We start from the raw sequence: 26277 nt of genomic DNA, 5'->3' as shown, positions 1-26277 counted from the left end.
TTGTCGGACAAGAGCGAGCCCACAGAGACTATGCCGCGAAGGCAGCACGGGACACTGGACACATGCGACAAAAAATAAGACGATCCAGCCGTCTGGTGACCACTTTCCCCTATAAGAATAAATGAAATTATGTCTAACCAAATCTCCACGCCCTTGCGGCGCGTCAGCATTTTGGCCATTGATCGGGTATTCGCTTCCACCCTCATGCAAGCCAAGGATTTCTTCCACCTCGCCAGCCTGCGTTACGGCAAGCAACAAGGCCTGGGCCTGACGCCAGGGTTTGAAACACGCCTGGTCAGCCCCGATGGGCAATCGGTGTGCAGTTTCAGTGATGTGATCATGCCGGTGGACGGCGGCCTGGAAGACGCCGACATCATCGTGCTGCCGGCCTTCTGGGATGACTTCGACACCTTGTGCGCCCGCTACCCGCAAGTGCTGCCGTGGCTGCGCGAACAGCATGCACGCGGTGCTGTGTTGTGCGGCGAAGCTACCGGGGTATTCTGGCTGGCCGAAGCCGGCCTGCTCGATGGCAAGGAAGCGACCACCTACTGGCGTTTCTTCAATGCGTTCGGCGAACGTTTCCCCAAGGTCCAGCTCAACCAGGACAAGCACCTCACTGACGCCGACAACCTGTATTGCGCCGGCGGCACCACCTCGGCGTGCGACCTCTACATCTACCTGATCGAGCGCTTCTGCGGCGCCAACATCGCCCAGGCTGTGGCCCGCGATATCCTCTACGAAGTGCAGCGCAGCTATTCGCCAGGACGTATCGGGTTTGGCGGACAGAAGCTGCATCAGGACGTGATCATCCTGCAGATCCAGCACTGGCTCGAAGAACACTTCGCCGACAAATTCCGCTTCGAAGACGTGGCCCGGGAACACGGCATGAGCATCCGCAACTTCATGCGCCGCTTCCAGACCGCCACCGGCGACAAGCCGCTGCACTACCTGCAACGGCTGCGTATCGAGACGGCAAAGGGCCTGCTCTCGGGCAGCCGCAAGAGCATCAAGACCATCAGTTATGAGGTGGGTTACGACGATGCGAGTTTCTTTGCACGGCTGTTCAGGCAGCACACGGAGTTGTCGCCGAACCAGTATCGCCAGCAGTTTCAGCAAGCGGCGTAGGTTCGCCGCTTGACGAAGCAAACGACCCTGTACACCGCAATGGTGCAGGGTCGAATTGAGAACCCTATGCCCGCCTACAAGCCCCTCACCCAATTCCTACTGACGAATAAGATGAAGTCGCTAGGTTGCGCCTTGGGCGCCTGCCATTTTAAACGAGGTCGAAGCCGTTGATTTCTGCCGAGCTACGGTCCGAATGCACAAAGGGCTTTTTCCAAACCGACTTACTTGAAATCAGGACGGAGACTCAATCATGTCATCCATAGGCAGCAACGCTCAATCGTTCAACCCAGCTGTACAACCAAATAAGTTAGACGCAAGTCAATTCAACGAAAATCTGACCGATCAGTTGAATCCACAAATGGATGAGAAAAAGAACAAGGAGGAGAAATATCCGGAGCTGGAGTTAAAAGTAATATTCAAGGGTCCGGACGGCGCGCTCTACGAGTTAAAAAAGGGCGAAATGCTCCTCATAGAACCGGCACCACCCAGCACAGACCAGATCACTTATTAACCAGCGCCCAAACTATAAAAGGACCGCAATCGCTGCGGACCTTTTATAGGCGTTACGTCAAGTTACGGCTTGTGCCCACGCGACAGGAACTCATGGGACTGCATTTCCAGCAAGCGGCTCAGGGTGCGCTGAAATTCGAAGTTTAGGCGACCGCCGGTGTACAGGTCCTTCAACTCAACTTCCGCCGAGATGATCAGCTTCACGTTACGGTCGTAGAACTCGTCGACCATGTTGATGAAACGTCGCGCGATGTCGTCGGTGGTAACGCTCATCTGCTCCACGCCGCTCAGGATCACCGCGTGGAAGATCTTGCCCAGTTCGATGTAGTCGTTCTGGCTGCGCGGGCCGTCGCACAGTTGGCGGAACTCGAACCAGGCCACGTCGTCGCAGGTGCGCAGCGCGATGATTTCGCGGTTCTCGATCACCAGCTTGTCGTTTTCCACCGCCTGGGTGCATTCCGGCGTAAGGGCACGGAAGCTCTTTTTCAGGCTTTCGTGGGCCGCCTCATTGAGCGGGAAGTGGAACAGCTCCGCTTGCTCCAGGTGACGCAGACGGTAGTCGACGCCGCTGTCGACGTTGACGATCTCGGTATGCTGCTTGATCAACGCAATGGCCGGCAGGAAGCGTGCGCGTTGCAGGCCGTCCTTGTACAAACCGTCGGGCACGATGTTCGAGGTGGCGACCAGGGTCACGCCGTTCTTGAACAGCTCTTCCATCAGGGTGCCGAGGATCATGGCGTCGGTGATGTCGGAGACGAAGAACTCATCGAAGCAGATCACCCGCGCTTCTTCGGAGAAACGCTTGGCGATGATGGTCAGCGGGTTTTTCTCGCCCGGCAGGGTCTTCATCTCTTCGTGCACGCGCTTCATGAAGCGGTGAAAGTGCGTCCGGACCTTTTCCTTGAACGGCAGCGCTTCGAAAAAGGTGTCCACCAGGTAGGTCTTGCCCCGGCCCACGCCCCCCCAGAAGTACAGGCCCTTGACCGGCGTTTGGTCTTTCTTGCCAAACAGCTTGCTGAACATCCCTGGCTTGCTTTGCGAAGCCGCGAGCAGGTCATCGTACAGGCGCTGCAGATGACGCACCGCCGTTTCCTGGGCCGCGTCATGGAAGAATTCAGGGCGTTTCAGATCAGCTTGATATCGTTCTAGGGGCGTCATAATTTCGTTAGCAAGGCAACAAAAACGGGCCGTCACTGTAACGACGGCCCTGGATAATGGCAATCAACCCTTGGTCGGGTTAATCCTCGAGGGGGGTCAACGCGACGCGCAGAGCGGCGATGGCCGCATCGCGGGACGCTTCGTCGGCGAACTCAGCACTGTCCGCCACCGTCACGCCGTCCAACCACACGCTGAAGCCCAGGGCCTCGGTACGCAGGTCCAGCGCGTCGCCGCTTTGCAGTTGCTTGGTCACTGCGCCCGCCGCCTTGCCATCGGCAAAGTTGCGCGACAACAGCAGTTGCTCGCCGTCGGCGGCCAGCAGGCGGAAGCGGAAACTGCCGTCGTCTTCACGGAAGCTCACGAAGCGCGCGGCTTTCGCCGCTTTCTTCTTGGCGGCGACTGGTGCCGCAGCCTGGTTGACAAACGAACGCAGGCCCACCGCTTCACGCAGTTCAGCCAGGAACGGCGCCGCCACGGCACGAGCCTTCTTGGCGCCGATCAGCAGCAGGTCTTCCATGTCAGAAGGGCGCGACATCAGTTGATGGTAACGCTCGCGGGCTTCACCCAACTGGCCGTCCAGCAGGTGGAACAGGCGGTTCTTCGCCTCGCCCCAACCCAGCCCTTGCAGCAGTTCGGCACGGAACTCTTCTTCCTGCGCCTTGGTCGCAAACGCCTGGTACAGGGTGAACAGGTGCGAATTGTCCGGGTCCTTGGCTTCGCCCGGAGCGCGGGAGTCGGTGACGATCCGCGAGATGGCGTCCTTCATGTCCTTGGCGCTGGTGAACAATGGGATGGTGTTGTCGTAGCTTTTCGACATCTTGCGGCCGTCCAGGCCCGGCAAGGTGGCGACGCTTTCTTCGATCAACGCCTCGGGCATGGTGAAGAATTCTTTACCGTTGCCGAACAGGTGGTTGAAGCGCTGGCCGATATCACGGGCCATTTCCACGTGCTGGATCTGGTCGCGACCGACCGGCACCTTGTGCGCGTTGAACATCAGGATGTCCGCCGCCATCAGCACCGGGTAGCTGTACAGGCCCATGCTGATGCCCGCATCCGGGTCTTCGCCGGCTTCCACGTTCTTGTCCACCGAGGCCTTGTACGCGTGGGCGCGGTTGAGCAGGCCCTTGGCGGCAACACAGGTGAGCAGCCAGGTCAGTTCGGGGATTTCCGGGATGTCCGACTGGCGATAGAACGTCACCCGGTTCACATCCAGGCCACCGGCCAGCCAGGTCGCGGCGATTTCCATGCGCGAGCGCTGGATGCGCTGCGGGTCATCGCACTTGATCAGGGCGTGGTAGTCGGCCAGGAAGTAGAAGGAGTCGGCATTGGCGTCCTGGCTGGCGAGGATCGCCGGGCGGATCGCACCGGCGTAGTTGCCCAGGTGCGGCGTGCCGGTGGTGGTGATGCCGGTGAGGATACGGGTACGAGTCGTCATGGGTAATCGCTTATCAGACTGCTATCAATTCGAGAGGCGCGGCAGCACCAGATCCTTCAGATCGGTGAGCTTGCCGTGAAAAAAGTGTCCGCATTCTGCCACTTTCAGCAGCTCATGGGGGCGATTCAAGGCGGCGGACCAGTCGTAGACGGTCTGCGGGTCGACCACTTCGTCGGTTTCCGGCTGGATAAGGGTCAGTGGGCAGGCCTGGGGCAGCTGGTCGCTGTCACGCAGGCGCATCACCGCGGCGGCAACCATGAACAGGTGCGAGAGTTTTTCGCCCTTGGCCTCCAGGCGGCCACCCAGGCTGGCGGCCACGTAGCCTCCGAAGGAAAACCCGAGCAAGGTGATCGGCAGGTCGGGGTGTTTTTCCCGCAACCAGGTAGCAGCCGCTTCAGCATCGTCCACTTCACCGGTACTCATGTCGTGGGTGCCGGCACTCGCGCCGACGCCACGGTAATTGAAACGCAAGGTGATCAAACCGGCATCGCGGGCGGTGCGTTGCAAGGTCGATACAACTTTATTGAGCATGGTCCCGCCCTGCACCGGGTTAGGGTGACAGATCAGCGCCAGGCCACGTGGCTCGGGGTGATCCAGGTACAGGGCTTCCAATTGGCCTACCGGGCCATCGATCAAAACGGGGGTTTCACGCATGAGCAAGGAATGAACTCCGTGACCTCTCAAAGGGTCGACTCGTCTAGCTAAAAGTCTGTGCTTGGCATCATTGCGAGCTTAATCGCGGTATACAGCGCAGGTTTGAGCCGTTAACGTAAAGCAAAGCCGTTTATAGAGGAAGGACTCGTGGAACACTCGCTCTTAGTTTGGTTGTTGCCGACTCTTGCCCTGGTTGCCGGTGTCGCCATTGGTTTCCTGGTTGCTCGCTTGCTGCCGAATGCCGCGCCTAACCGCACGCAGCGTCAGCTGGATGATATCCAGGAACGTTTTGACAGTTATCAGAACGAGGTTGTTACCCACTTCAACAGCACCGCGACCCTGGTCAAGAAGCTCACCCAGAGCTACCAGGAAGTACAGGATCATCTCGCCGATGGCGCCAACCGCCTCGCCCTCGACGACATCACCCGCCAGCGCCTGCTGGCCGCGTTGCATTCCGATGCGCCGCAGCCCCCACGGGAACGCCTGACCCCACCGCGGGAAAACCAGGAGCCGCCACGGGACTATGCGCCAAAAACGCCGAACGCCCCTGGCATGCTGGATGAGCATTACGGTTTGAAGAAGTAAGTCGTCTTCAAGTACAAAAAAAGCCCGGCTGATCAATGATCAGCCGGGCTTTTTTTGGGGCCTACCTGCTCGACTGGAATCGCTGCCGGCCGCTGAAAACGGGGCTTAAATCACAGCCTGGTCAACGCCTCGTGGCTGGACCTGTGATTGCAGCCGTCCTGCTTGTTCATCAGATGAATCACCGACGTTGCCAGTCGAGCCAGTGAATTCACGACACTGGCCGCAACCGGCCCGGTACAACCGCTCATGCATCCGCTGTTTTTCTCTTCGGTGGCCATTGCACGGGTAGGCTCAGGCTGGGGAGCGGCTGAAGGTGTGGCACTCTGGGCGGTAGCCGCGTAATAGGAAGGCTGGGTGGTTGAAAAAGCATTCACCGAATTCATAAAAAACCTCTGGATCAGTAGGAAAAATAGGGGATCCCCCCACCCCTTGAGTGAGTGTCCTCCCCAAAACGGTTCCTTTTCTGACCCGGCCTCACATCATACTGGGACTTGTTCCTGCAACTGCCCTCCCTCGATCCGCACATGCCGTCCATGGAAGCGCTTGAGGCTGCTGCGATGGCCGACGCTGACGATGCTCAGCCCCGGCAACTCATCGATCAACGCCTGATACAAGGTCGCCTCATCCTCTTCGTCCATGGCCGACGTCGCTTCGTCCATGTACAGCCATTGCGGCGCGAACAGCAACGCGCGGGCAAAGGCCAGGCGTTGCTGTTCGCCCGGCGAAAGCATGCGCTGCCAGTGGTTGGCTTCCTCCAGTCGGTCGATCAGATGGGGCAGGCGACAGGTTTCCAGGACCTGTGCATAACGTTCTGCCGGGTAGACGCTGTCGTCCTGTGGATAACTCAACACCGCCTTCAACGTGCCAATCGGCAAGTAGGGTTTCTGCGGCAGGAACAGATAGCGCTCGGCCGGCAGGCGAATATTGCCGTGACCGTTGGGCCACAGGTTGCCCATGGCCCGCAGCAACGTCGACTTGCCGCTGCCGGAGCGACCGCTGAGCATCAGGCGCTCGCCCTCGGCAACGGTCAGCTCGGCGCCTTGCAGCAGGTGACGGCCGTCGGCCAGGTCCAGGTTCAGATCCTTGACCTGCAAACCTGCGCCCTGATGCTGCAAGCCAATGCCCATGTTGCGGGTTTCGTTGTCTTGCATGGCCTGGCCGAAACTCAGCAGACGATCACAGGTGGCGCGCCAACTGGCCAGCAACGTATAGGCGTCGACAAACCAACTGAGGCTGCCCTGCACGCTGCCGAACGCCTGGGCCACCTGCATCAGCACGCCCAGTTCGATCTTGCCGGCGAAGTAACGCGGCGCCGCCACCACAAAAGGAAAGATGATGGCGATCTGCGAGTAACCGCTGGTGAAGAAACTCAGACGCTTCTTGAGCTGCATGATGCTCCAGAAGTTGCTCCATACCCGTGCGAAACGCGCGCTCAATTGATGGTGTTCGTTAGGCTCACCGTTGAACAGCGCGATGCTTTCCGCGTTCTCCCGCACCCGCACCAGGCTGAAGCGCAGGTCCGCCTCAAAGCGTTGTTGACGGTTGCTCAAGCCGATCAGTTTTCGACCAATCACATGCGTCAGCCAACTGCCGATCACCGCATACACCAGCGCGGCCCAGAACATATAGCCGGGAATCGTGATGCCCCACACTTCGATGCTGCCGGACACGCCCCACAGGATCACCGAGAACGACACCAGGCTCACCAGGTTGCTGATAAAACCCAGCCCCAGGGTCAGGGTGCTGGCGGTAAATGCATTGAGGTCTTCGGAAATACGCTGGTCGGGGTTATCGGTGTAACCGCCGTATTCCAGGTGGTAGTAGTTCTTGTGGCCCAGCCATTGGGCAAAGTAGCGTTCCGTCAGCCAGCGGCGCCAGCGGATGGTGAGCATCTGTTGCAGATAGGACGTGAACACGCCGGTTACAATCGCCACCACCGCAATCACGCTGAAGTACATCAGCAGGTGGGTAAAAGCGTCGTAGTCCTTGTGCTCCAGCGCGTTGTAGAAATCGCGGTTCCAACTGTTGAACCACACCGATACAGCGACGCTGAACAGCGAAAGCCCCAGCACCACCAACAGCAGCAGCCAGGCGATGCCCTTCTCTTCACTGCGCCAGTAGGGCGTAATCAACCCCCACACCCGCCGTAGAAATTGCCCACGCACCGCGTCGTTGACCGCGGAATACTCAGCGTTCTGATTCATTGTTTCGCTCGGCGCAGTAGTGTGAGTGGATCATAAGGTAGGCTTTAGCGCAGCGGGCAATTCGATGTCGCTCATTCAGTCAGCGTTCAGTATTTATTTGACTTACATCGGCTGGCAACCAGTACTCGAAACCGTCCCACTTACTCTCGGCACTTTGGAACACGCTCAGAGAGAAAAATCCTATATGACCCTTCCCACGTCGATACAATTTGTACGCCTGCCCCCACAGACCATACCTACCGTCCAGGAGCAAACCATAGATGACTCCAGACAACTGCCCGCCTCGCCTGGACGGATCACGGAAGTCTATGAAACGGTCGACGCGTCCCACAGTAGCCAAAGCGTTGAACGCCTTATAAAAAATGCCAGCCAAACCATCCTGACGCCGGCACAGGAAACCTCACAAATAATTGCGCAAGCGTTGCGCAAAAAATTCAACCTGCAGCTGAACCCCGACCATACCTATATCGTAACGACCAACTACGACACGACCAAACCGGCACCGTCGGATGGCAAGATACTCAACCAAATTAGCCTGACCGAGGCCGCACTGACCAACGTACGCAGGAAAAACAATGACGATGAATCGCCTACCGGACTGGCGCGGACGCACCCGACAGCCTCAAGACTGTTGAATATTTTTCATTCCTTTCCTCTCGTGTCAGTCATTCAGATGGCCCACGATTTCATGAGCCCGACATACGAGTACGTCGTTCGAGGCACAGGCACCTCAAAGGACTCAGTACCGAATCTGTCGTCAAAGGTCTCGCTTACGCCACAACAATTTCGGGATCTGGTATGGGAAACCGAGCTGATTACGCCTTACAAATCCTACTTGGACACGTTCTGGGCAACCCATGAAAAACCCTACGAGCTACTCACCAAGATAGCCCTCGTTCAAGCTGCCCTTGCACAGCAAAAGGACGGCAGCCTGAGCAATGAAGAAACCCGCCTGGTCCTACGTGCATCGGGCCTTCAACCTGGAAAGCCTTGGTCTGAAACCAGTGTCAAGAACCTGGAAGCCCCGTATGCCAAGGACCCCGACGTCGACGTTGGTCTACTGTCGATCAATGGCGACGTATCTACCGACCTGCTGTACATCATCGACAAAAAGACCCGCCTGGACAGCCACGGCAAACCGATTAAAACCACCCTGCTGCATATTCCGGGCAACTCATCACCGCTGCACAGGTTTGATAACCCCGAAGCCATGAAAACCTGGCTGGCCGACCAGGCGGCTGACCCGATCAAGCGGACGGCGTTGCTTAACCACTTCACCAAGAACGACCAGGACGACAAGTTTTTTTCTGACGGCGTGAAGCAGTCCCTCGTGGGACTGGGGGGCTGGACCGAAGCACAGAAACCCAATGCGCTGGGCTTTACCTCACTCAGTGATTGGGACCCTCAGCGCTATATTACTCTGGAGCCCCTGAACGGCGACCCATTCAAGGCCATGACCCAGCGTCAAAAAGAGCGCGCCTATGCCGACGCCGATCACGACATCACTACCGATGGCGATGTAATCAAGGACGCCGCACTGAAACTGGCAGAGGCCGCTACTGCCACAGCGTTGCTGCTGACCCCGTTGGCGTTTGTCATGCCGGAGGTAGGCCTGGCGCTGGATGCGATCTACACAGGGGCCGGCATTACAGAGGTGGGCGTCGGTATCGATGATCTGGCCCACGGCAAATCCCGCGGGACCGACCGGATCGTGTTTGGCGTGCTCAATGCAGTGCCCGGTATCGCCGGCAGCGCATCCACGCTCGACAGAGGGACGGCGTCGATTGAATCGGCGGTGGCAGACGAGGCTATCGAAGCACCCAACAGCCCTCCAACCGAAGACGTGACAACGCCGGCACCCACCGAAGCCGCCAATCGCCTGCGCCCCTCTGAATCTAACAACATCAGTGCCCATGCCGTCGAAGACGGCGAAAGGCTTATAGAGCACGCAACGAAGAACGCCAACAACATCTATCACCTCCGTGACGCCGACGGCCTGGACCGGTGGTTCATTCGACACACAGATCATTCGGAGATAGAACGGGTATATGAACTCAAAAGCAATTTTAAACTAACCGATCAGTACGCCGAAATTATTGACCCCACCTCCAGGCAATCGATCATGACTGTGCATCTCGACAAGGAGGGCATTTGGGTACAACTGGACAAAGGCGCAGGTATAAATTTCCCATGGAATGCCAGTAACTCCTCTGCCAAAGCTCAACTTGCGCAAGACATCAGCCGGATAGACAAAGACGAAAATGCACTGAGTAGCGCAGAGCGCGAGCGGGTGCTGGACGAGTTGACCCGCTTGACGCAGACGTCCAGGGCTGAAGATTACGAGAGCCTGAATGAGTACACCGAAGCCGGTTCGGGCGAAATCAATGAAATCCTTCGCACGGAGGTCGATCCAAACAAGTACCCACCGAATGTGAGCGAATTCCTGTCCGACCTGGATGAACAAGCCGAATACAGCGGCAAGGCCTATCGCTACGCCTTTGTTACATCAGAGGGCGCTGACAAACTCAAAAACGGTGTTGGGAGAGTATTCAGGGACAGCGGCATCCAATCGGCGTCGACCCAGGCCTTCAACGCCAAGGGCTGGGCAACCTGGGCAAAAGACACGCTGCCCGTAAAAAACCGCCAACCGGTAATTTATATCTTCGATGAGTCGATTGCCAAAAAGAACCTCTCCAGCAGCATCCTCCCCGACCACGTTGCGATCGAACCGCAAGCCTCACTCGAAGTGAGCGCTGCCAAGATAAAAGACGGTATTTTGTATGTATCCTTCAAAGCCCCCGCCAAGTTGCCGGATCAGCGCTATAACCTGTTCGACGGCCGTGTTGCCTTTCCCTACTGAGTAACCACTCTGGCGAAGAAAAAGCCCGGAACGTCCGGGCTTTTTTGATCCAGCATTGCTCAACGCCGTACCGGACGCTTCTGCAACTTGCGCTGCAAGGTACGGCGGTGCATGCCCAGGGCGCGAGCGGTGGCGGAGATATTGCCTTCGTGCTCGGTCAGTACGCGCTGGATGTGCTCCCATTGCAGGCGGTCCACCGACATCGGGTTTTCCGGCACCAAGGTGTCGAGGTCGGCGTGTTCGGAGAGCAAGGCGGCCAGCACATCGTCGGCGTCCGCCGGCTTGCACAGGTAGTTGCAGGCACCGCGCTTGATCGCCTCGACGGCGGTGGCAATGCTGGAGTAACCGGTGAGGATCACCACGCGCATTTCCGGGTCGAGTTCCAGCAGCTTGGGCAGCAGCACCAGGCCGGAATCGCCGTCCATCTTCAGGTCGAGCGCGGCGTAGTCCGGCAGGTCGGCCTGGGCGATGGTCAGGCCCTCTTCGGCGGAGCCAGCGGTGCTGACGCGAAAACCGCGGCGGCTCATGGCGCGCGCCATCACGCGGGTAAAGGTGGCGTCGTCATCTACCAGCAACAGGTGCGGCAGTTCTTCGCCTTCGACTTGGATCTCGTCACTCATCGATATCTCCTCGTGCGACACGGGGCAGGCGCAGCTCGGTGAGCGTGCCACCTTCCTCATGACTATAGAGCTTCACTGAGCCGCCCGCGCGGGTCACGCTGGCCTTGCTCAAAAACAGGCCAAGGCCGAAGCCTTTGCCCTTGGTGGTAAAGAAGGGCTTGCCGATCTGCTCGGCAATGGCCAGCGGCACACCTGCGCCGTGGTCGCGAATGCTGATGGTCACGTCTTCGGCATCCCAGTCCAGCTGCACACCCAGGCCTTCAGGGCAGGCGTCGGCGGCGTTGTTCAACAGGTTGAGCAGCGCCTGGGTCAGATCCGGTGGTGGCGCCATGCGCGGCACCGTGCCCTGCCCTAATAGATGAAAACGGTAACTGGCTTCGGGGCGCATCAGGTGCCAACGGTTCAGGGCTTCATCGAGCCACTGGGTCACGTCCTGCATCTCCACCGCCAGGCGGCGATTGGCCTCGGCGGCGCGTACCAGTTGCTGCAAGGTCTGCTTGCATTGCTTGACCTGTTCGCGCAGCACGCCGAGGTCTTCCTGCAACGCAGGATCGTGGTGGTCCTGGGTCATTTCGTTGAGCAGCACGCTCATGGTGGCCAACGGTGTACCCAATTCATGGGCAGCGCCGGCGGCCTGGGTGGCGACAGCCAGCAGTTGCTGATCGCGCAGGCCTTCTTCACGGCGAATGGCGCGCAGCTCTTCCTGGCGGCGCAGTTCTTCGGCCATGCGTGCGGCGAAGAAGGTGATGACGGCGGCGGACAGCGCAAAACTCAGCCACATCCCGTAGATCTGCAGGTTTTCCCGGGCGATGGGAAAGGTTTGCAGCGGGTAGAAGCGCGCCAGTAACAGGGTGTAGAGGGTCAGGGCGATGCCCGACAGCACTACCGAATACCGCCACGGCAAGGTCACGGCGGCAATGGTCAAGGGCACCAGGTAATAAGACACGAATGGATTGGTGGAACCGCCGGAGAAATACAGCAACACACTGTGGATAAACAGGTCGCAAGCCAATTGCAGGGCGTACTCCAACTCGGTCACCGGCCAGGTGGTGCGCAACCGGATGGCGGTGAACACGCACAGTACGATGGAGAAACCCAGGGTCACGCCCAGTTGCAGCCACGGCAGAGGCAGCAGGTCGAACCAATAGGCGAGCCCGACGGAGCCGGCCTGTGCGGCCAGCACCAGCGTGCGGATGAACGTCAGGCGCCAGAGGTTCTGGCGGGTGGCGGAAGTCAGTTTTACGGCGGCGAGCATGAGCTCTCCCGGTGAGCGCTGCAGGCGGATCGGCAGGAGTATAAACGAAGCAGACCCACCGGCATGGCGCGTGTGGCTCTTTGCCGCAGGCCGGGCAAATGACCGTTCGTCGGCATCGCTACAACATGTAGGTAATGTGTAAACCCGAAGAACCCGGTGCCACCGTCTACAGTCATACCGAACACGATCACCTCAAGGAGCTTTCATGTCTCGTTTCACTCGCAGTGCAGCTGTTATCACCCTCGGCGTGGCCACCCTGGCCAGCCTTCCGGCCGTGGCCGCCGAAGGACTGAACTACAACCAGATTTCCCTGCGCGCCGAAGTCAGCCAGGAGGTGGCCCGCGACAAGATGATCGTCACGCTGTACACCGAGTCCCAGAACAGCGACCCGGCCAAGCTCGCCGCCGAAATCACCACCACCATGAACAAGGCCCTGGGCCAGGCCCGCGAAGTCAAAGGCGTAACCCTGCGCCAGGGCAGCCGCAACAGCTACCCGATCTACGACAACAAGAACCAGAAGATCACTGGCTGGCGCGAGCGCGCCGAGCTGCGCCTGGAAAGTGCGGACTTCCCGGCGCTGTCCAAGCTCACTGGTGAACTGCAGAGCACCCTGAAAATGGAAAACATGGAGTTCTCCATCGCCGACACCACGCGCAAGTCCAGCGAAGATGCGCTGCTCAAAGATGCAGTCGCCGCATTCAAGGCTCGCGCCCAACTGGCCACTGATGCGCTGGGCGGCAAGGGCTACAAGATCGTCAACCTGAACTTCAACACCAATGGCTACCCGATGCCTTACGCCCGTGGCGGGATGATGATGAAGGCCGCGATGGCTGATTCAGCCCCCACACCTGAAGTGGAAGCCGGCACCAGCCAAGTCAACATGAGCGCCGATGGCGTGATTGAAGTGCAGATGCCGTGACCCCTACCTGATAGACCTGAACGGCGTTACCCTCGGTGGCGCCGTTTTCGTTTGGGCAGCTTATATACACCTGCCACTTCAGGGGTCTCCATGGAAAGAATTGCCTTAAAACCGCTCCTCCTCGCCGCCGGCCTGCTGGCCTTCATGCCAGTGGCCCACGCGGCCAGCACCCTGGTCTATTGCTCCGAAGCCAGCCCCGCCGGCTTCGACCCCAGCCAGTACACCAGCGGCACCGATTTCGATGCGTCGGCCGAGACCGTGTTCAACCGCCTCACGCAGTTCAAGCGTGGCGGCACCGAAGTCGAACCTGGCTTGGCGACAAGCTGGGACATCTCCAAAGACGGCCTGACCTACACCTTCCATCTGCGCGATGGCGTCAAGTTCCACACCACCGATTTCTTCACCCCTACCCGCGATTTCAACGCGGATGATGTGCTGTTCACCTTCAATCGCCTGCTGGATGCCGACAGTCCGTTCCGTAAGGCCTACCCCTCCGAGTCACCGTACTTCACCGACATGGGCTTGAACACCACGATCAAGAGCGTCGAGAAACTTGACGACCATACCGTGCGCTTCAACCTGAACAACGTCGATGCGTCGTTTGTGCAAAACCTGGCCATGAGCTTTGCCTCGGTGCAATCGGCCGAGTACGCCGCGCAACTGCTCAAGCAGGGCAAGGCCGAAGAGATCAACCAGAAGCCGGTAGGCACCGGGCCGTTTGTGTTCAAGCGCTACCAGAAGGATTCGCAGATCCGCTACGTGGCCAATAAACAGTACTGGAAACCCGAGGATGTGAAACTCGACAACCTGGTGTTCGCCATCACCCCGGATGCTGCGTCGCGCTTACAGAAGCTCAAGGCCGGCGAATGCCAGGTCAGCGGCTACCCGCGCCCCGCCGATATCGACGTGATGAAGCAGGACCCGAACTTGCGCGTGCTGCAGCAGGCCGGTTTCAACCTGGGCTTCCTGGCCTACAACGTGACCCACCCGCCGCTGGATCAGCTCAAGGTGCGCCAGGCCCTGGACATGGCCATCGACAAGCCGGCGATTATCAAGGCGGTGTACCAGAGCGCCGGACAATTGGCGCAGAACGCCCTGCCTCCGGCGCAGTGGTCTTATGACCCCACGCTCAAGGACGCGCCCCATGACCCGGTCAAGGCCAAGGCGCTACTAAAAGAAGCAGGGGTTGCACCAGGAACTACCATCAACCTGTGGGCAATGACCGTGCAGCGCGCTTCAAACCCGAACGCGCGCATGTCGGCACAAATGATCCAGCAGGATTGGGAGAAGATCGGCATCAAGGCCAATATCGTCAGCTATGAATGGGGCGAATACATCAAGCGCGCCAAAAACGGCGAGCATGACGCCATGATTTATGGTTGGACGGGCGACAATGGCGACCCGGATAACTGGCTCGGCGTGCTCTACAGTTGTGCTGCGGTGAAGGGCAGCAACTACGCCAAATGGTGTAACCCGGCCTACGACAAATTGGTGCAGCAGGCCAAGGTCAGCAACGACCGCGAACAGCGCATCAAGTGGTATCAACAGGCACAAAAAATCCTTAAGGAACAAGTACCTATAACGCCTATTGCAAACTCGACGGTTTTCCAGCCCCTGCGCAAGGAAGTTCGGGACTTCAAGATCAGCCCCTTTGGCCTGACACCGTTCTACGGCGTGAGTCTAGATAAGTAACAGAAGCGCCCCAACCGAGTGCGCCAGACGCCTCGGATGGGCCTTTTTGGTGCGACGGATGCACCGAAAAAACCCTCGAAATATACGCAAATATGTCGAAACTTTCATAATTGCGACATTCCTGTACGTTCGTACCACTGTTTCAGCCTCGCAACGGTTCAGCATCTTGCAATGGGTATGGCGCCTGCATAAGTATCCGCAGGCCGACTCACGAGGTCGCCCTCACCACCAAAAATGACAACAAATCATGAGGCCAACATGCTTAAACACGCAGTCATTCCGTTAATTGTTAGCGCTGGCCTTATGGCCGCAGCTCCTTTCGCCCAAGCGGCGACTAACCTGGTGTTCTGCTCCGAAGGGAGCCCGGCCGGTTTCGACCCAGGCCAGTACACCACCGGAACAGACTTCGATGCCTCGGCCGAAACCATGTTCAACCGCCTGACCCAGTTCGAACGCGGCGGCACCGCTGTGATTCCTGGGCTGGCTACCAGCTGGGACGTGTCTCCGGATGGCTTGACCTACACCTTCCACCTGCGTGATGGCGTCAAGTTCCATACCACCCCGTACTTCAAGCCGACCCGTACCTTCAATGCCGATGACGTGCTGTTCACGTTCAACCGCATGATCAACAAGGACGATCCATTCCGTAAGGCCTACCCCACCGAGTTCCCGTACTTCACGGACATGGGGATGGACACCAACATCAAGAACATCGAGAAAGTCGATGACCATACTGTCAAGTTCACCCTTGGCACCGTGGACGCCGCCTTCATCCAGAACCTGGCGATGAGCTTTGCCTCGATCCAGTCGGCTGAATACGCCGCCCAACTGTTGAAAGAAGGCAAGGCTGCGGACATCAACCAGAAGCCGGTCGGCACTGGCCCGTTCGTGTTCAAGAGCTACCAGAAAGACTCGAACATCCGCTACACCGGCAACAAGGACTACTGGAAACCTGAAGACGTGAAGATCGACAACCTGATCTTCGCCATCACCACCGACCCGTCGGTGCGCATCCAGAAGCTCAAGAAAAACGAATGCCAGATCACCCTGTTCCCACGTCCGGCCGACCTCAAGGCGCTGGAAGCGGACAAGGACCTGAAACTGCCGAACCAGGCCGGTTTCAACCTGGGCTATATCGCCTACAACGTCATGGACAAGGTCAAGGGCAGCGACCAGCCAAACCCATTGGCTGACCTGCGCGTACGCCAGGCGCTGGACATGTCGGTGAACAAACAGCAGATTATCGACTCCGTGTACCAGGGCGCCGGCCAACTGGCTGTCAACGCCATGCCGCCGACCCAATGGTCGTATGACACCACCATCAAGGACGCCAAGTACGACCCTGAGAAAGCCAAGTCGCTGCTCAAGGAAGCCGGCGTCAAGGAAGGTACTGAAATCGTTCTGTGGGCCATGCCGGTTCAGCGTCCGTACAACCCGAACGCCAAGCTGATGGCAGAAATGCTGCAAAACGACTGGAAGAAGATCGGTCTCAACGTGAAGATCACCAGCTACGAGTGGGGCGAGTACATCAAGCGCTCCAAAGGTGGCGAGAACCAAGCCATGATCATTGGCTGGAGCGGTGACAATGGTGACCCGGACAACTGGCTGAACGTGCTGTTCGGCTGCGACTCGCTGTCCGGTAACAACTTCTCGAAATGGTGCGACAAGAAATTCGATGGCATCGTGAAAGAAGCCAAGGCCACGTCGGACGTCGCCAAACGCACCGAGCTGTACAAGCAGGCGCAACATATCCTCAAAGATGCAGTCCCGATGACACCTATCGCGCACTCGACGGTGTATCAACCCATGCGCAACACCGTACAGGACTTCAAGATCAGCCCGTTTGGCTTGAACTCCTTCTACGGCGTGAGCGTAAGCGGCAAGTAAGAAGCCATGACGGCGACGGTTCATAACGTCGCCGTTATTGCATCCGCCTGGCCCGTAGGAAACAGACCACGCTCGCAATCGTTGCCTCCTACAGCAACGAACTGCGATGCACGGCGCCGTTGCCTACAGGGTCAATCCGATTTGGCGCATTTACTGCGAAGTCCGCGACCCATAACGTCGTAGGACAGCAGAGGCTCCAAACTCGGAAAGGCACTTGCTGCGTGTGGGATCAGTGATGTCCCCCTGGCTGAATGCCGGGGTGATTGCTCGCTGATGACAACTACAAACAAGGATCGGGATCGTCATGCGCCATACCACCGTTCTATCCGCAATTTTTGGTACCAGCCTGCTGGCTGCGGCCACAATGGGCCACGCCGCTGACAAGCGCAGCCTGGTGTTCTGCTCGGAAGGCAGCCCGGCCGGCTTTGACACCGCGCAGTACACCACCGCCACCGATAACGATGCGGCCGAGCCGCTGTATAACCGCCTGGTTGAGTTTGAAAAAGGCGAGACGGGTGTCGTACCTGCGTTGGCAACCAAGTGGGATATTTCGCCGGACGGCCTGACTTACACCTTTCACCTGCGTGAAGGGGTGAAATTCCACAGCAACAAGGAATTCAAGCCGACCCGGGACTTCAACGCCGACGACGTGCTGTTCACCTTCAACCGCATGCTTGACCCCGACCATCCGTTTCGCAAGGCCTACCCCACCGAGTTTCCGTACTTCAACGGGATGAGCCTGAACAAGAACATTGCCAAGGTCGCGAAAACCGACCCGCACACCGTGGTGATCACCCTGAACACGGTCGATGCCGCGTTTATCCAGAACATTGCCATGAGCTTCGCCGCGATCCTGTCGGCCGAATACGCCGAGCAACTGCTCAAGGCCGGCAAGCCCAGCGACATCAACCAGAAGCCCATCGGCACTGGCCCCTTCGTGTTCCAGCGTTACCAGAAAGATTCGCAGATCCGCTATGTGGCCAACAAACAGTACTGGGACCCGAGCAAGGTCAAGCTCGACCAGCTGATTTTCGCCATCAACACCGACGCCTCGGTGCGCGTGCAAAAGCTCAAGGCCGGCGAATGCCAGGTGACCCTGCATCCGCGCCCGGCTGACGTCGACGCCCTCAAGGCCGACCCGAACCTGAAACTGCTGACCAAGCCGGGGTTCAACCTCGGCTATATCGCCTACAACGTGCGCCACAAGCCGTTCGACCAGCTTGAAGTGCGCCAGGCGCTGGACATGGCGGTGAACAAGCAGAGCATCCTGAACGCCGTGTACCAGGGCGCCGGGCAATTGGCCGTAAACGCCATGCCGCCGACGCAGTGGTCCTACGACGAGACTATCAAGGACGCCGCCTACAACCCGGAAAAAGCCAAGGAACTGCTCAAGGCTGCCGGCGTGAAGGAAGGCACCGAAATCACCCTGTGGGCGATGCCGGTGCAACGGCCGTACAACCCCAACGCCAAGCTGATGGCCGAGATGCTGCAAAGCGACTGGGCCAGGATCGGCCTCAAGGTCAAGATCGTCAGCTACGAGTGGGGCGAGTACATCAAGCGCACCAAGAACGGTGAGCACGATGTGAGCCTGATCGGCTGGACCGGCGATAACGGTGACCCGGACAACTGGCTGGGCACCCTCTACAGCTGTGACGCCATCGGCGGGAACAACTACTCCATGTGGTGTGACCCGGCGTACGACAAGCTGATCAAGCAAGCCAAGGTCGTGACCGACCGCGAACAACGGACTGTTCTGTACAAACAGGCGCAGCAACTGCTCAAGCAGCAGGTGCCGATCACGCCCGTCGCCCACTCGACGGTCAACCAGCCGTTAAGCGCCAAAGTCGAAGGGTTCAAGGTCAGCCCATTCGGCCGCAACGTGTTCTCGGGCGTCAGTATCACCCCATAAGAAAATAACCGGATTGCGCAGGGCGGCCCCCGCCTTGCTGCAAACGCGCGGCCTTTTGTTGGGATTTTTCCTACGCCAAACGTTTGCAATGGCTTGAACGAGTTACACACCCAATAGCCGGATCACCAAAAAAGACCGGCATTAAAAAGAGAACCAAAGGAGCTTCAACCCATGAAACTGAGCAGCAAAGCGCTTCTGGCCCTGGCCATCAGCAGCATCACGGCCACCGCCTACGCGGAACCCGCCAGCCAGGACTTCGTGCCGACCACACTGGCCGGCACCAGCGCGCAAAGCGAGGCCAAGGGCTTCATCGACGGTCAAAGCCTGGGCGGTACCACTCGCAACTGGTATGCGAACGAAATGAAGTTTCGCAACGACCGCTTCAGCTATCGCAAAGACGGCGTGAAGACGCCGATCTCGCGCCGTATCAACTGGGCCCAGGGCACCATCCTCAACTACACCTCGGGCTTCACCCAAGGCACTGTCGGGGTCAGCACTGAAGTCGCTGCCTACAACTTCATCGCCCTCGACCGCGACCGCAAAGATATCGCCGGCGGTTCCAACCGTACCCTGGCGGATTCCGGCGGCGACGCTGTAGGCCAGTGGAGCAAACTGGGCCTGGCCAACGTCAAGTTCCGTGTCTCCAACACCACCTTGACCGCCGGTCGCCAGAACTTCAGCACCGGTATCGTCGACACCATCGGCAACCGTGCGCTGCCTTCGAGCTTTGAAGGTGTGAGCTTCAACAGCGAAGAGTTCAGCAACCTGTCGTTCCAGGGCGGTATCTTCGATCGCGTTTCGCCGCGTACCGAGCAGAGCCTGTCGAAATTCCGTTCCGAATACGGCAATGGCCAGGAAACCGACAAGGTCAAGACCCTGGGCTTCAACTACCAGCCGTTCAAGAGCCTGAAAACCAGCGTGTTCGCCGCCAACGTCGAAGACTTCTGGAACCAGTACTACTTTGGCGCAACCCACGAACTGGGTGATGCTCAGACCCTGGCACTGACCACCGGCCTGAACTACTACAAGACCACCGACACCGGCAGCAAGAAGATGGGCAACATCGACAACGACACCTACTCGTTGTCCCTGGGCTTGACCCACCAGGCCCACAGCCTGACCTTCTCGTACCAGGAAGTGAACGGTGACGAGTACTTCGACTACCTGCACGAAACCAACGGCATCTACCTGGCAAACTCCCTGACTTCGGACTTCAACAGCCCGAACGAGAAGTCTTTCCAGATCGCCTACGCCATCAACATGGCCGAATACGGCGTGCCAGGCCTGAAGTTCAACGTCTACTCGGCGCGCGGTTGGGGCATCGACGGTACTCACTACAACGGCACCGCCTACGGCGAAGCCGGCGCATCGCGTAGCGACCTGCGCCTGATGGACGGCGAGAAACACCAGGAATACGGCGTTGGTACTTCCTACGCAATTCAGAGCGGCCCACTCAAGGCCACTACGATCCGTGGCACCTACGTGACTCACCGCGCCAGCGCCCAACAAGCTGACGGCAACATCAAAGAGTTCCGCCTGGTCACCACCATCCCGTTCAACATTCTTTAATCAGCGCCAAGTAAGCGGCGGGCTCAGGACGAGCCCGCCGTCTACGCTTGTCTGGTCCCATCGATTGCAGAGGGCTCCGAATGAAATTGCTCCCACTACAAGCCGCCATGGCTGCCGCGCTGTTGAGCGTGGCCATCGGCGTTTCGGCCAAACCACTGGTGGTCTGCACCGAAGCCAGCCCGGAAGGTTTCGACCCGGTCCTGTACACCACGGCCGTGACGGCTGACGCCGCTGCTGAAACCATGTTCAACCGTTTGGTGGACTTCAAGCCAGGCACCACTGAAATTGTTCCCGCGCTCGCCAAGAGCTGGGAAATCAGTGACGACGGCCTGACCTATACGTTCCACCTGCGCGATGACGTCAAGTTCCACACCACCGACTATTTCAAACCCACGCGTAACTTGAATGCCGATGACGTGCTCTGGAGCTTCCAGCGCCAGTTGGACCCGAAACACCCTTGGCATAACAAATCCACCACGGGTTTCCCCTATTTCGAAAGCATGGGCTTCAAGGAACTGCTCAAAAGTGTCGAGAAGACTGATGACCACACGGTGGTCTTCACCCTGACGCGCCCTGAAGCACCGTTCCTGGCCGATGTCGCGATGCCGTTTACCGCCATCCACTCCGCTGAATACGCCGACAAACTGCTCGCCGCCGGTAAGACCGATGAGCTCAATAGCAAGCCGATCGGTACCGGCCCGTTCATCTTCATCCGCTACCAGAAAGATGCCCAGGTGCGCTTCAAGGCCAACCCGGAGTACTTCCGTGGCAAGCCGCCGGCCGATCCGTTGATCCTGGCCATTGCGGTCGACAACAACGTGCGCCTGCAGAAGCTCAAGGCCAACGAATGCCAGGTCGCGCTATATCCCAAGCCCGATGACCTGCCAAGCATCAAGAAAGACCCGAACCTGAAGGTCGATGAACTGGCGGCGATGACCACCGCCTACACCGCACTGAACACCACACACAAGTACATGAGCGACGCGCGGGTGCGTCACGCGATCAACATCGCGTTCGACAAAAAAGGCTACAACGAATCGCTGTACGGCAAAGGCAACGCTGTCGATGCCACCGGCCCGTTTCCCCCCACGCTGCTGGGCTTCAACGACAAGCTGAAAAACCCACCGCGCGACCTCGACAAGGCCCGTGCCCTGCTCAAGGAAGCGGGTGTGCCGGAAGGCACCGAGTTCACCCTGTTCACCCGTAACGGCGGCGGCCCGACCAACCCTAACCCGATGCTCGGCGCCCAGCGCATGCAGGCGGATCTGGCGCAGATTGGCCTGAAGGTGAATATCAAAGTCATGGAATGGGGCGAAATGCTCAAGCGTGCTAAAAACGGTGAACACGACATGGTATCCGCCGGATGGGCGGGGGATAACGGCGACCCGGATAACTTCCTCACGCCGAACCTGAGTTGCGATGCAGCGAAAAACGGCGAAAACTACGCGCGCTGGTGTAACAACGAGTTTCAAGACTTGATCGACAAGGCGCGCGCTGTGGCTGAACCCGCACAACGCGCTGCACTCTATGAACAAGCCATGGACGTTTTCGACAAGGACCAACCATGGATCCCCATGGCTTACCCGAAAATGTTCACCGCTATGCGCAAGAACGTCGAGGGTTATACCCAAAGCCCTCTGACGAACAATAACTTCGCCACCACCCAGGTGAAGTAAATAAGAAAAACGCTCGGCGCCGTCGACATTGACGGCGCCGGACCTGCCTAACCGGCTGATTGAGGTACACGACAAGATGTTTAGTTTTATTGCCCGCCGACTGGGGTTATTGATCCCCACGTTTTTCGGCATAACGTTGCTCACGTTTGCGTTGATTCGCATGATCCCTGGCGACCCCGTCGAAGTCATGATGGGCGAGCGGCGCGTCGACCCCGAGATGCACGCACAGGCAATGGAACGCCTCGGCCTTAACAAGCCGCTGTATGCGCAATACCTGGATTACGTCGGCAAACTCGCCCAGGGTGACCTTGGCGAATCGCTGCGGACCCGCACCAGCGTGTGGACTGAATTCACCGCCCTGTTCCCCGCGACCCTGGAACTGTCCATGGCCGCCCTGTTGTTCGCCGGTATCCTGGGCCTGTTGGCCGGGGTGATCGCGGCCCTGAAACGAGGATCCCTGTTCGACCATGGGGTGATGGGCATCTCCCTGGCGGGATATTCGATGCCGATCTTCTGGTGGGGCCTGATCCTGATCATGTTCTTCTCGGTGAGCCTGGGCTGGACCCCGGTTTCCGGGCGTATCGACCTGCTCTACGACATCGAGCCGCGCACCGGCTTCATGCTGATCGACACGCTGCTGGCTGACGAGCCGGACGCGTTCTTCGACGCCCTGCACCACCTGATCCTGCCGGCCATCGTGCTCGGCACCATCCCGCTGGCGGTGATCGCGCGGATGACCCGTTCGTCGATGCTCGAAGTGCTGCGCGAAGATTACATCCGCACCGCCAAGGCCAAAGGCCTGTCGCCGACGCGCGTGGTGTTCGTGCACGGCCTGCGTAACGCACTGATCCCGGTGTTGACCGTGGTCGGCCTGCAAGTCGGCACGCTGCTGGCCGGTGCGGTCCTGACCGAGACCATCTTCTCGTGGCCCGGCATCGGCAAATGGCTGATCGAAGCCATTGGCGCGCGGGACTACCCGGTGGTGCAGAACGGCATCCTGCTGATCGCCTGCCTGGTGATCCTGGTGAACTTCGTGGTGGATATCCTCTACGGCTTCGCCAACCCACGCATCCGTCACCAGCGCTGAGATCATGACCATGACCACACCTACTCCAGTGTCAGCAGTCGATCAAAGCCTGCTGTACCCGTCCCCGTACAAAGAATTCTGGCAAGCCTTCTCCAAGAACAAAGGCGCGGTTGCCGGCCTGCTGTTCATGTTGCTGATCGTGTTCTGCGCGATCTTTGCCCCGTGGGTGGCACCGCATAACCCGAGCGAGCAATACCGCGACTTCCTGCTGACCCCGCCAGCCTGGCTGGAGGGTGGGCAGATGCAATTCCTGCTCGGCACCGACGAACTGGGCCGCGACCTGCTTTCACGCCTGATCCAGGGCTCGCGCCTGTCGTTGCTGATCGGCTTGTCGTCGGTGGTGATGTCGCTGATCCCGGGCATTCTGCTGGGTCTGTTCGCCGGGTTCTTCCCGCGCTTGCTCGGCCCGACCATCATGCGTCTGATGGACATCATGCTGGCCCTGCCGTCGCTGCTGCTGGCCGTGGCCATTGTGGCAATCCTCGGCCCTGGCCTGATCAACACCGTGATCGCCATCGCTATCGTGTCGCTGCCGTCCTACGTGCGCCTGACCCGCGCGGCGGTGATGGGCGAACTGAACCGCGACTACGTGACCGCCGCGCGCCTCGCCGGTGCCGGCCTGCCGCGCCTGATGTTCATCACTGTGCTGCCCAACTGCATGGCACCGCTGATCGTCCAGGCCACCCTGAGTTTCTCTTCGGCGATCCTCGATGCCGCGGCCCTTGGCTTCCTCGGCCTTGGCGTACAACCGCCAACCCCGGAGTGGGGCACCATGCTGGCTTCGGCCCGTGACTACATCGAACGCGCCTGGTGGGTGGTAAGCCTGCCGGGTCTGACCATTTTGCTCAGCGTGCTGGCAATCAACTTGATGGGCGACGGCCTGCGCGATGCGCTGGACCCGAAACTCAAGAACGCCGCCTGAGGAGATTCCCATGCCACTGTTAGAAATCAAGAATCTCAACGTGCGCTTCGGCGACAAGACCGCCGTGCCGGTGGTCGATGGCCTCGACATTTCCGTCGACAAAGGCGAAGTACTGGCCATCGTTGGCGAGTCGGGCTCGGGTAAATCCGTGACCATGATGGCGCTGATGGGCCTGATCGAGCACCCCGGCATCGTCACCGCCGACGCCCTGAACTTCGACGGCAAGGACATGCTCAAGTTGAGCAATCGCCAGCGTCGCCAGATCGTCGGCAAAGACCTGGCGATGGTGTTCCAGGACCCGATGACCGCGCTGAACCCCAGCTACACCGTGGGCTTCCAGATCGAAGAAGTGCTGCGCCTGCACCTGAAAATGTCCGGCAAACAAGCGCGCAAACGCGCCATCGAACTGTTGGAAAAGGTTGAAATCCCGGGCGCTGCCAGCCGTATGGATGCCTACCCGCACCAACTGTCCGGCGGTATGAGCCAGCGTGTGGCTATTGCCATGGCGATTGCCGGCGAGCCAAAGCTGCTGATTGCCGACGAACCGACCACCGCACTGGACGTCACCATTCAAGCGCAGATCATGGACCTGCTGCTGGCCCTGCAGAAAGAACAGAACATGGGCCTGGTGCTGATCACCCACGACCTCGCGGTCGTGGCGGAAACCGCCCAGCGCGTGTGCGTGATGTATGCCGGCCAAGCGGTGGAAGTCGGCCAGGTGCCGCAACTGTTCGACATCCCGGCGCACCCGTACAGCGAAGCCCTGCTCAAGGCGATCCCGGAGCACAGCCTGGGCGCCACGCGCCTGGCCACGTTGCCCGGTATCGTACCCGGCCGCTATGACCGTCCGCAGGGCTGCCTGCTGTCGCCGCGCTGCCCGTACGTGCAGGAAAACTGCCGGAGCCAGCGCCCCGGCCTTGATCCGAAAACCAACAGCCTTGCGCGCTGCTTCTACCCCTTGAACCAGGAGGTGGCGTAATGGCCGTCGTTCTTACCGCCCGCGACCTGACCCGTCACTACGAAGTGTCCCGTGGCCTGTTCAAGGGCCACGCCACTGTGCGCGCCCTCAATGGCGTGTCCTTTGAGTTGGAAGCCGGCAAGACCCTCGCCGTTGTAGGCGAGTCGGGTTGCGGCAAATCTACCCTGGCCCGTGCGCTCACATTGATCGAAGAGCCGTCTTCCGGTTCCTTGAAAATCGCCGGCCAGGAAGTGGCCGGCGCCGACAAGGCCCAGCGCAAGCAATTGCGCAAAGACGTGCAGATGGTGTTCCAGAGCCCGTACGCCTCGCTCAACCCTCGGCAGAAAGTCGGTGATCAACTGGGCGAGCCGCTGTTGATCAACACCAACCTGTCCGCCGCCGAACGCCGCGAAAAAGTGCAGGCGATGATGAAGCAAGTGGGCCTGCGCCCCGAGCATTATCAGCGCTACCCGCACATGTTCTCCGGCGGCCAACGCCAACGCATCGCCCTGGCCCGCGCGATGATGCTGCAACCGAAAGTGCTGGTGGCGGATGAACCGACCTCGGCGCTCGACGTATCGATCCAGGCCCAGGTGCTCAACCTGTTCATGGACCTGCAGCAGGAATTCAACACGGCCTACGTGTTCATCTCCCACAACCTGGCGGTGGTGCAGCATGTCGCCGATGACGTGATGGTGATGTACCTCGGCCGCCCGGTGGAAGTGGGCCCCAAGGAAGACATCTACGCACGCCCGCTGCACCCGTACACCCAGGCGCTGCTGTCGGCCACCCCGACCATCCATCCGGACCCGAACAAGCCGAAGATCAAGATCGTCGGCGAGTTGCCTAACCCGCTGAACCCGCCGCCGGGCTGCGCGTTCCACAAGCGTTGCCCGTATGCGACGGCGCGGTGCAGCAGCGAGGAGCCGCAACTGCGGGCCTTGGATAACCGCCAGGTGGCCTGCCATTATGCGGAGCAGTTCGTCGCGTGATGCTCGGCTGGAGCGGTCTCCCCCACTCCAGCTAGAGGTTGACGCTCCGAGTTCCACAGCCCCTGCCACCAGGTTGCGCATCAGCCTAGCGGCAGGGGCTTTTTATTAATGATTCAAAACACACCACGTGTGTAGTCCATCCTTAAATACTGCTGTTTTCAGTGCAACTTTATTATAGTACGCACGCCTCTATTCCTAAACCTGTAACACCATCTAAGCCTCTATTGTTAATTGCAAAATCAATGATTAGATTCAGTCGC

Annotated in this window: 21 protein-coding genes; 14 read left to right on the top strand and 7 right to left on the bottom strand. The window is 59.1% G+C overall.

The window, feature by feature from the left end; genetic code table 11:
* The first annotated feature begins 204 nt into the window (after nt 1-204).
* Both BM017_RS00900 and BM017_RS00895 read left to right on the top strand, forming a co-directional pair.
* Nucleotides 205-1125: a GlxA family transcriptional regulator gene (locus tag BM017_RS00900; RefSeq protein WP_170856032.1), complete on the top strand. Its 921-nt coding sequence runs from the start codon at nt 205-207 to the stop codon at nt 1123-1125.
* Nucleotides 1126-1375: 250 nt separating this feature from the next.
* Entirely contained in the window at nt 1376-1636 is a 261-nt protein-coding gene (locus tag BM017_RS00895) for a hypothetical protein (protein WP_092240710.1), read from the top strand.
* Between the two features lie 62 nt (nt 1637-1698).
* On the opposite strand, the gene zapE is transcribed toward BM017_RS00895, so the two are convergent.
* From zapE to BM017_RS00880, 3 genes are all read right to left on the bottom strand, one after another.
* Nucleotides 1699-2793, bottom strand: a complete 1095-nt coding sequence (gene zapE, locus BM017_RS00890; RefSeq protein WP_092240708.1) for a cell division protein ZapE — start codon at nt 2791-2793, stop codon at nt 1699-1701.
* Between the two features lie 79 nt (nt 2794-2872).
* Nucleotides 2873-4228 carry a tryptophan--tRNA ligase gene (locus BM017_RS00885; RefSeq protein WP_092240706.1) on the bottom strand — a complete coding sequence of 452 codons (1356 nt, stop codon included), beginning with the start codon at nt 4226-4228 and terminating at the stop codon, nt 2873-2875.
* Nucleotides 4229-4252: 24 nt separating this feature from the next.
* On the bottom strand, nt 4253-4882 hold the full coding sequence (locus BM017_RS00880) for an alpha/beta hydrolase (protein ID WP_092240704.1): 630 nt from the start codon (nt 4880-4882) through the stop codon (nt 4253-4255).
* Nucleotides 4883-5029: 147 nt separating this feature from the next.
* On the opposite strand from BM017_RS00880, the gene BM017_RS00875 reads away from it, so the two are divergent.
* Nucleotides 5030-5467, top strand: a complete 438-nt coding sequence (locus BM017_RS00875) for a Z-ring associated ZapG family protein (RefSeq protein WP_032893585.1) — start codon at nt 5030-5032, stop codon at nt 5465-5467.
* A gap of 110 nt (nt 5468-5577) precedes the next feature.
* Here BM017_RS00875 and BM017_RS28735 read toward each other — a convergent pair whose 3' ends face one another.
* A complete protein-coding gene (locus BM017_RS28735; protein WP_139212846.1) occupies nt 5578-5850 on the bottom strand; it encodes a hypothetical protein in 273 nt (90 codons plus the stop codon).
* 96 nt (nt 5851-5946) lie between these two features.
* On the bottom strand, nt 5947-7671 hold the full coding sequence (locus BM017_RS00870) for an ABC transporter ATP-binding protein/permease (RefSeq protein ID WP_092240702.1): 1725 nt from the start codon (nt 7669-7671) through the stop codon (nt 5947-5949).
* 64 nt (nt 7672-7735) lie between these two features.
* Here BM017_RS00870 and BM017_RS00860 point away from each other — a divergent pair, with 64 nt between their 5' ends.
* Nucleotides 7736-10531 (top strand): dermonecrotic toxin domain-containing protein, encoded by a 2796-nt coding sequence (locus BM017_RS00860; protein WP_139216837.1) that lies wholly within the window; start codon nt 7736-7738, stop codon nt 10529-10531.
* Between the two features lie 59 nt (nt 10532-10590).
* Here BM017_RS00860 and BM017_RS00855 read toward each other — a convergent pair whose 3' ends face one another.
* Together BM017_RS00855 and BM017_RS00850 are read right to left on the bottom strand one after the other, a co-directional pair.
* Nucleotides 10591-11151, bottom strand: coding sequence for a response regulator transcription factor (locus BM017_RS00855; protein ID WP_003171731.1), 561 nt, complete (start codon nt 11149-11151; stop codon nt 10591-10593).
* The gene (locus BM017_RS00850) at nt 11144-12406 is read right to left on the bottom strand and encodes an ATP-binding protein (protein ID WP_058423028.1); all 1263 of its coding nucleotides are present in this window, start codon (nt 12404-12406) and stop codon (nt 11144-11146) included. The genes BM017_RS00855 and BM017_RS00850 overlap by 8 nt, the downstream gene beginning before the upstream one ends.
* Before the next feature lie 205 nt (nt 12407-12611).
* Between BM017_RS00850 and BM017_RS00845 the strand changes: the two genes are divergently transcribed.
* From BM017_RS00845 to BM017_RS00800, 10 genes are all read left to right on the top strand, one after another.
* Nucleotides 12612-13325, top strand: a complete 714-nt coding sequence (locus tag BM017_RS00845) for an SIMPL domain-containing protein (protein ID WP_071491113.1) — start codon at nt 12612-12614, stop codon at nt 13323-13325.
* A 90-nt stretch (nt 13326-13415) separates the two neighbouring features.
* A complete protein-coding gene (locus BM017_RS00840) occupies nt 13416-15017 on the top strand; it encodes an ABC transporter substrate-binding protein (protein WP_071491112.1) in 1602 nt (533 codons plus the stop codon).
* Between the two features lie 258 nt (nt 15018-15275).
* Nucleotides 15276-16904 carry an ABC transporter substrate-binding protein gene (locus BM017_RS00835; protein ID WP_092240696.1) on the top strand — a complete coding sequence of 543 codons (1629 nt, stop codon included), beginning with the start codon at nt 15276-15278 and terminating at the stop codon, nt 16902-16904.
* A gap of 304 nt (nt 16905-17208) precedes the next feature.
* Nucleotides 17209-18813, top strand: coding sequence for an ABC transporter substrate-binding protein (locus BM017_RS00830; RefSeq protein WP_092240694.1), 1605 nt, complete (start codon nt 17209-17211; stop codon nt 18811-18813).
* A 171-nt stretch (nt 18814-18984) separates the two neighbouring features.
* Nucleotides 18985-20382: an OprD family outer membrane porin gene (locus tag BM017_RS00825; RefSeq protein ID WP_092240692.1), complete on the top strand. Its 1398-nt coding sequence runs from the start codon at nt 18985-18987 to the stop codon at nt 20380-20382.
* A gap of 80 nt (nt 20383-20462) precedes the next feature.
* Complete coding sequence (locus BM017_RS00820; RefSeq protein ID WP_092240690.1) at nt 20463-22058, top strand: ABC transporter substrate-binding protein; 1596 nt, start codon at nt 20463-20465, stop codon at nt 22056-22058.
* A 76-nt stretch (nt 22059-22134) separates the two neighbouring features.
* Nucleotides 22135-23145, top strand: a complete 1011-nt coding sequence (locus BM017_RS00815) for an ABC transporter permease subunit (protein WP_025856266.1) — start codon at nt 22135-22137, stop codon at nt 23143-23145.
* 10 nt (nt 23146-23155) lie between these two features.
* Nucleotides 23156-24067 carry an ABC transporter permease subunit gene (locus BM017_RS00810; RefSeq protein ID WP_010213191.1) on the top strand — a complete coding sequence of 304 codons (912 nt, stop codon included), beginning with the start codon at nt 23156-23158 and terminating at the stop codon, nt 24065-24067.
* 10 nt (nt 24068-24077) lie between these two features.
* Nucleotides 24078-25046, top strand: coding sequence for an ABC transporter ATP-binding protein (locus tag BM017_RS00805; protein ID WP_092240688.1), 969 nt, complete (start codon nt 24078-24080; stop codon nt 25044-25046).
* Nucleotides 25046-26017 carry a peptide ABC transporter ATP-binding protein gene (locus BM017_RS00800; RefSeq protein WP_016971590.1) on the top strand — a complete coding sequence of 324 codons (972 nt, stop codon included), beginning with the start codon at nt 25046-25048 and terminating at the stop codon, nt 26015-26017. The genes BM017_RS00805 and BM017_RS00800 overlap by 1 nt, the downstream gene beginning before the upstream one ends.
* The last annotated feature ends 260 nt before the right edge of the window (nt 26018-26277 follow it).

The organism is Pseudomonas sp. NFPP04, assembly GCF_900113815.1.
GTDB classification, from domain to species: domain Bacteria; phylum Pseudomonadota; class Gammaproteobacteria; order Pseudomonadales; family Pseudomonadaceae; genus Aquipseudomonas; species Aquipseudomonas extremorientalis.
The sequence above is the reverse complement of the archived record's forward strand: the minus strand, read 5'-3'. Positions and strand labels throughout refer to the sequence as shown.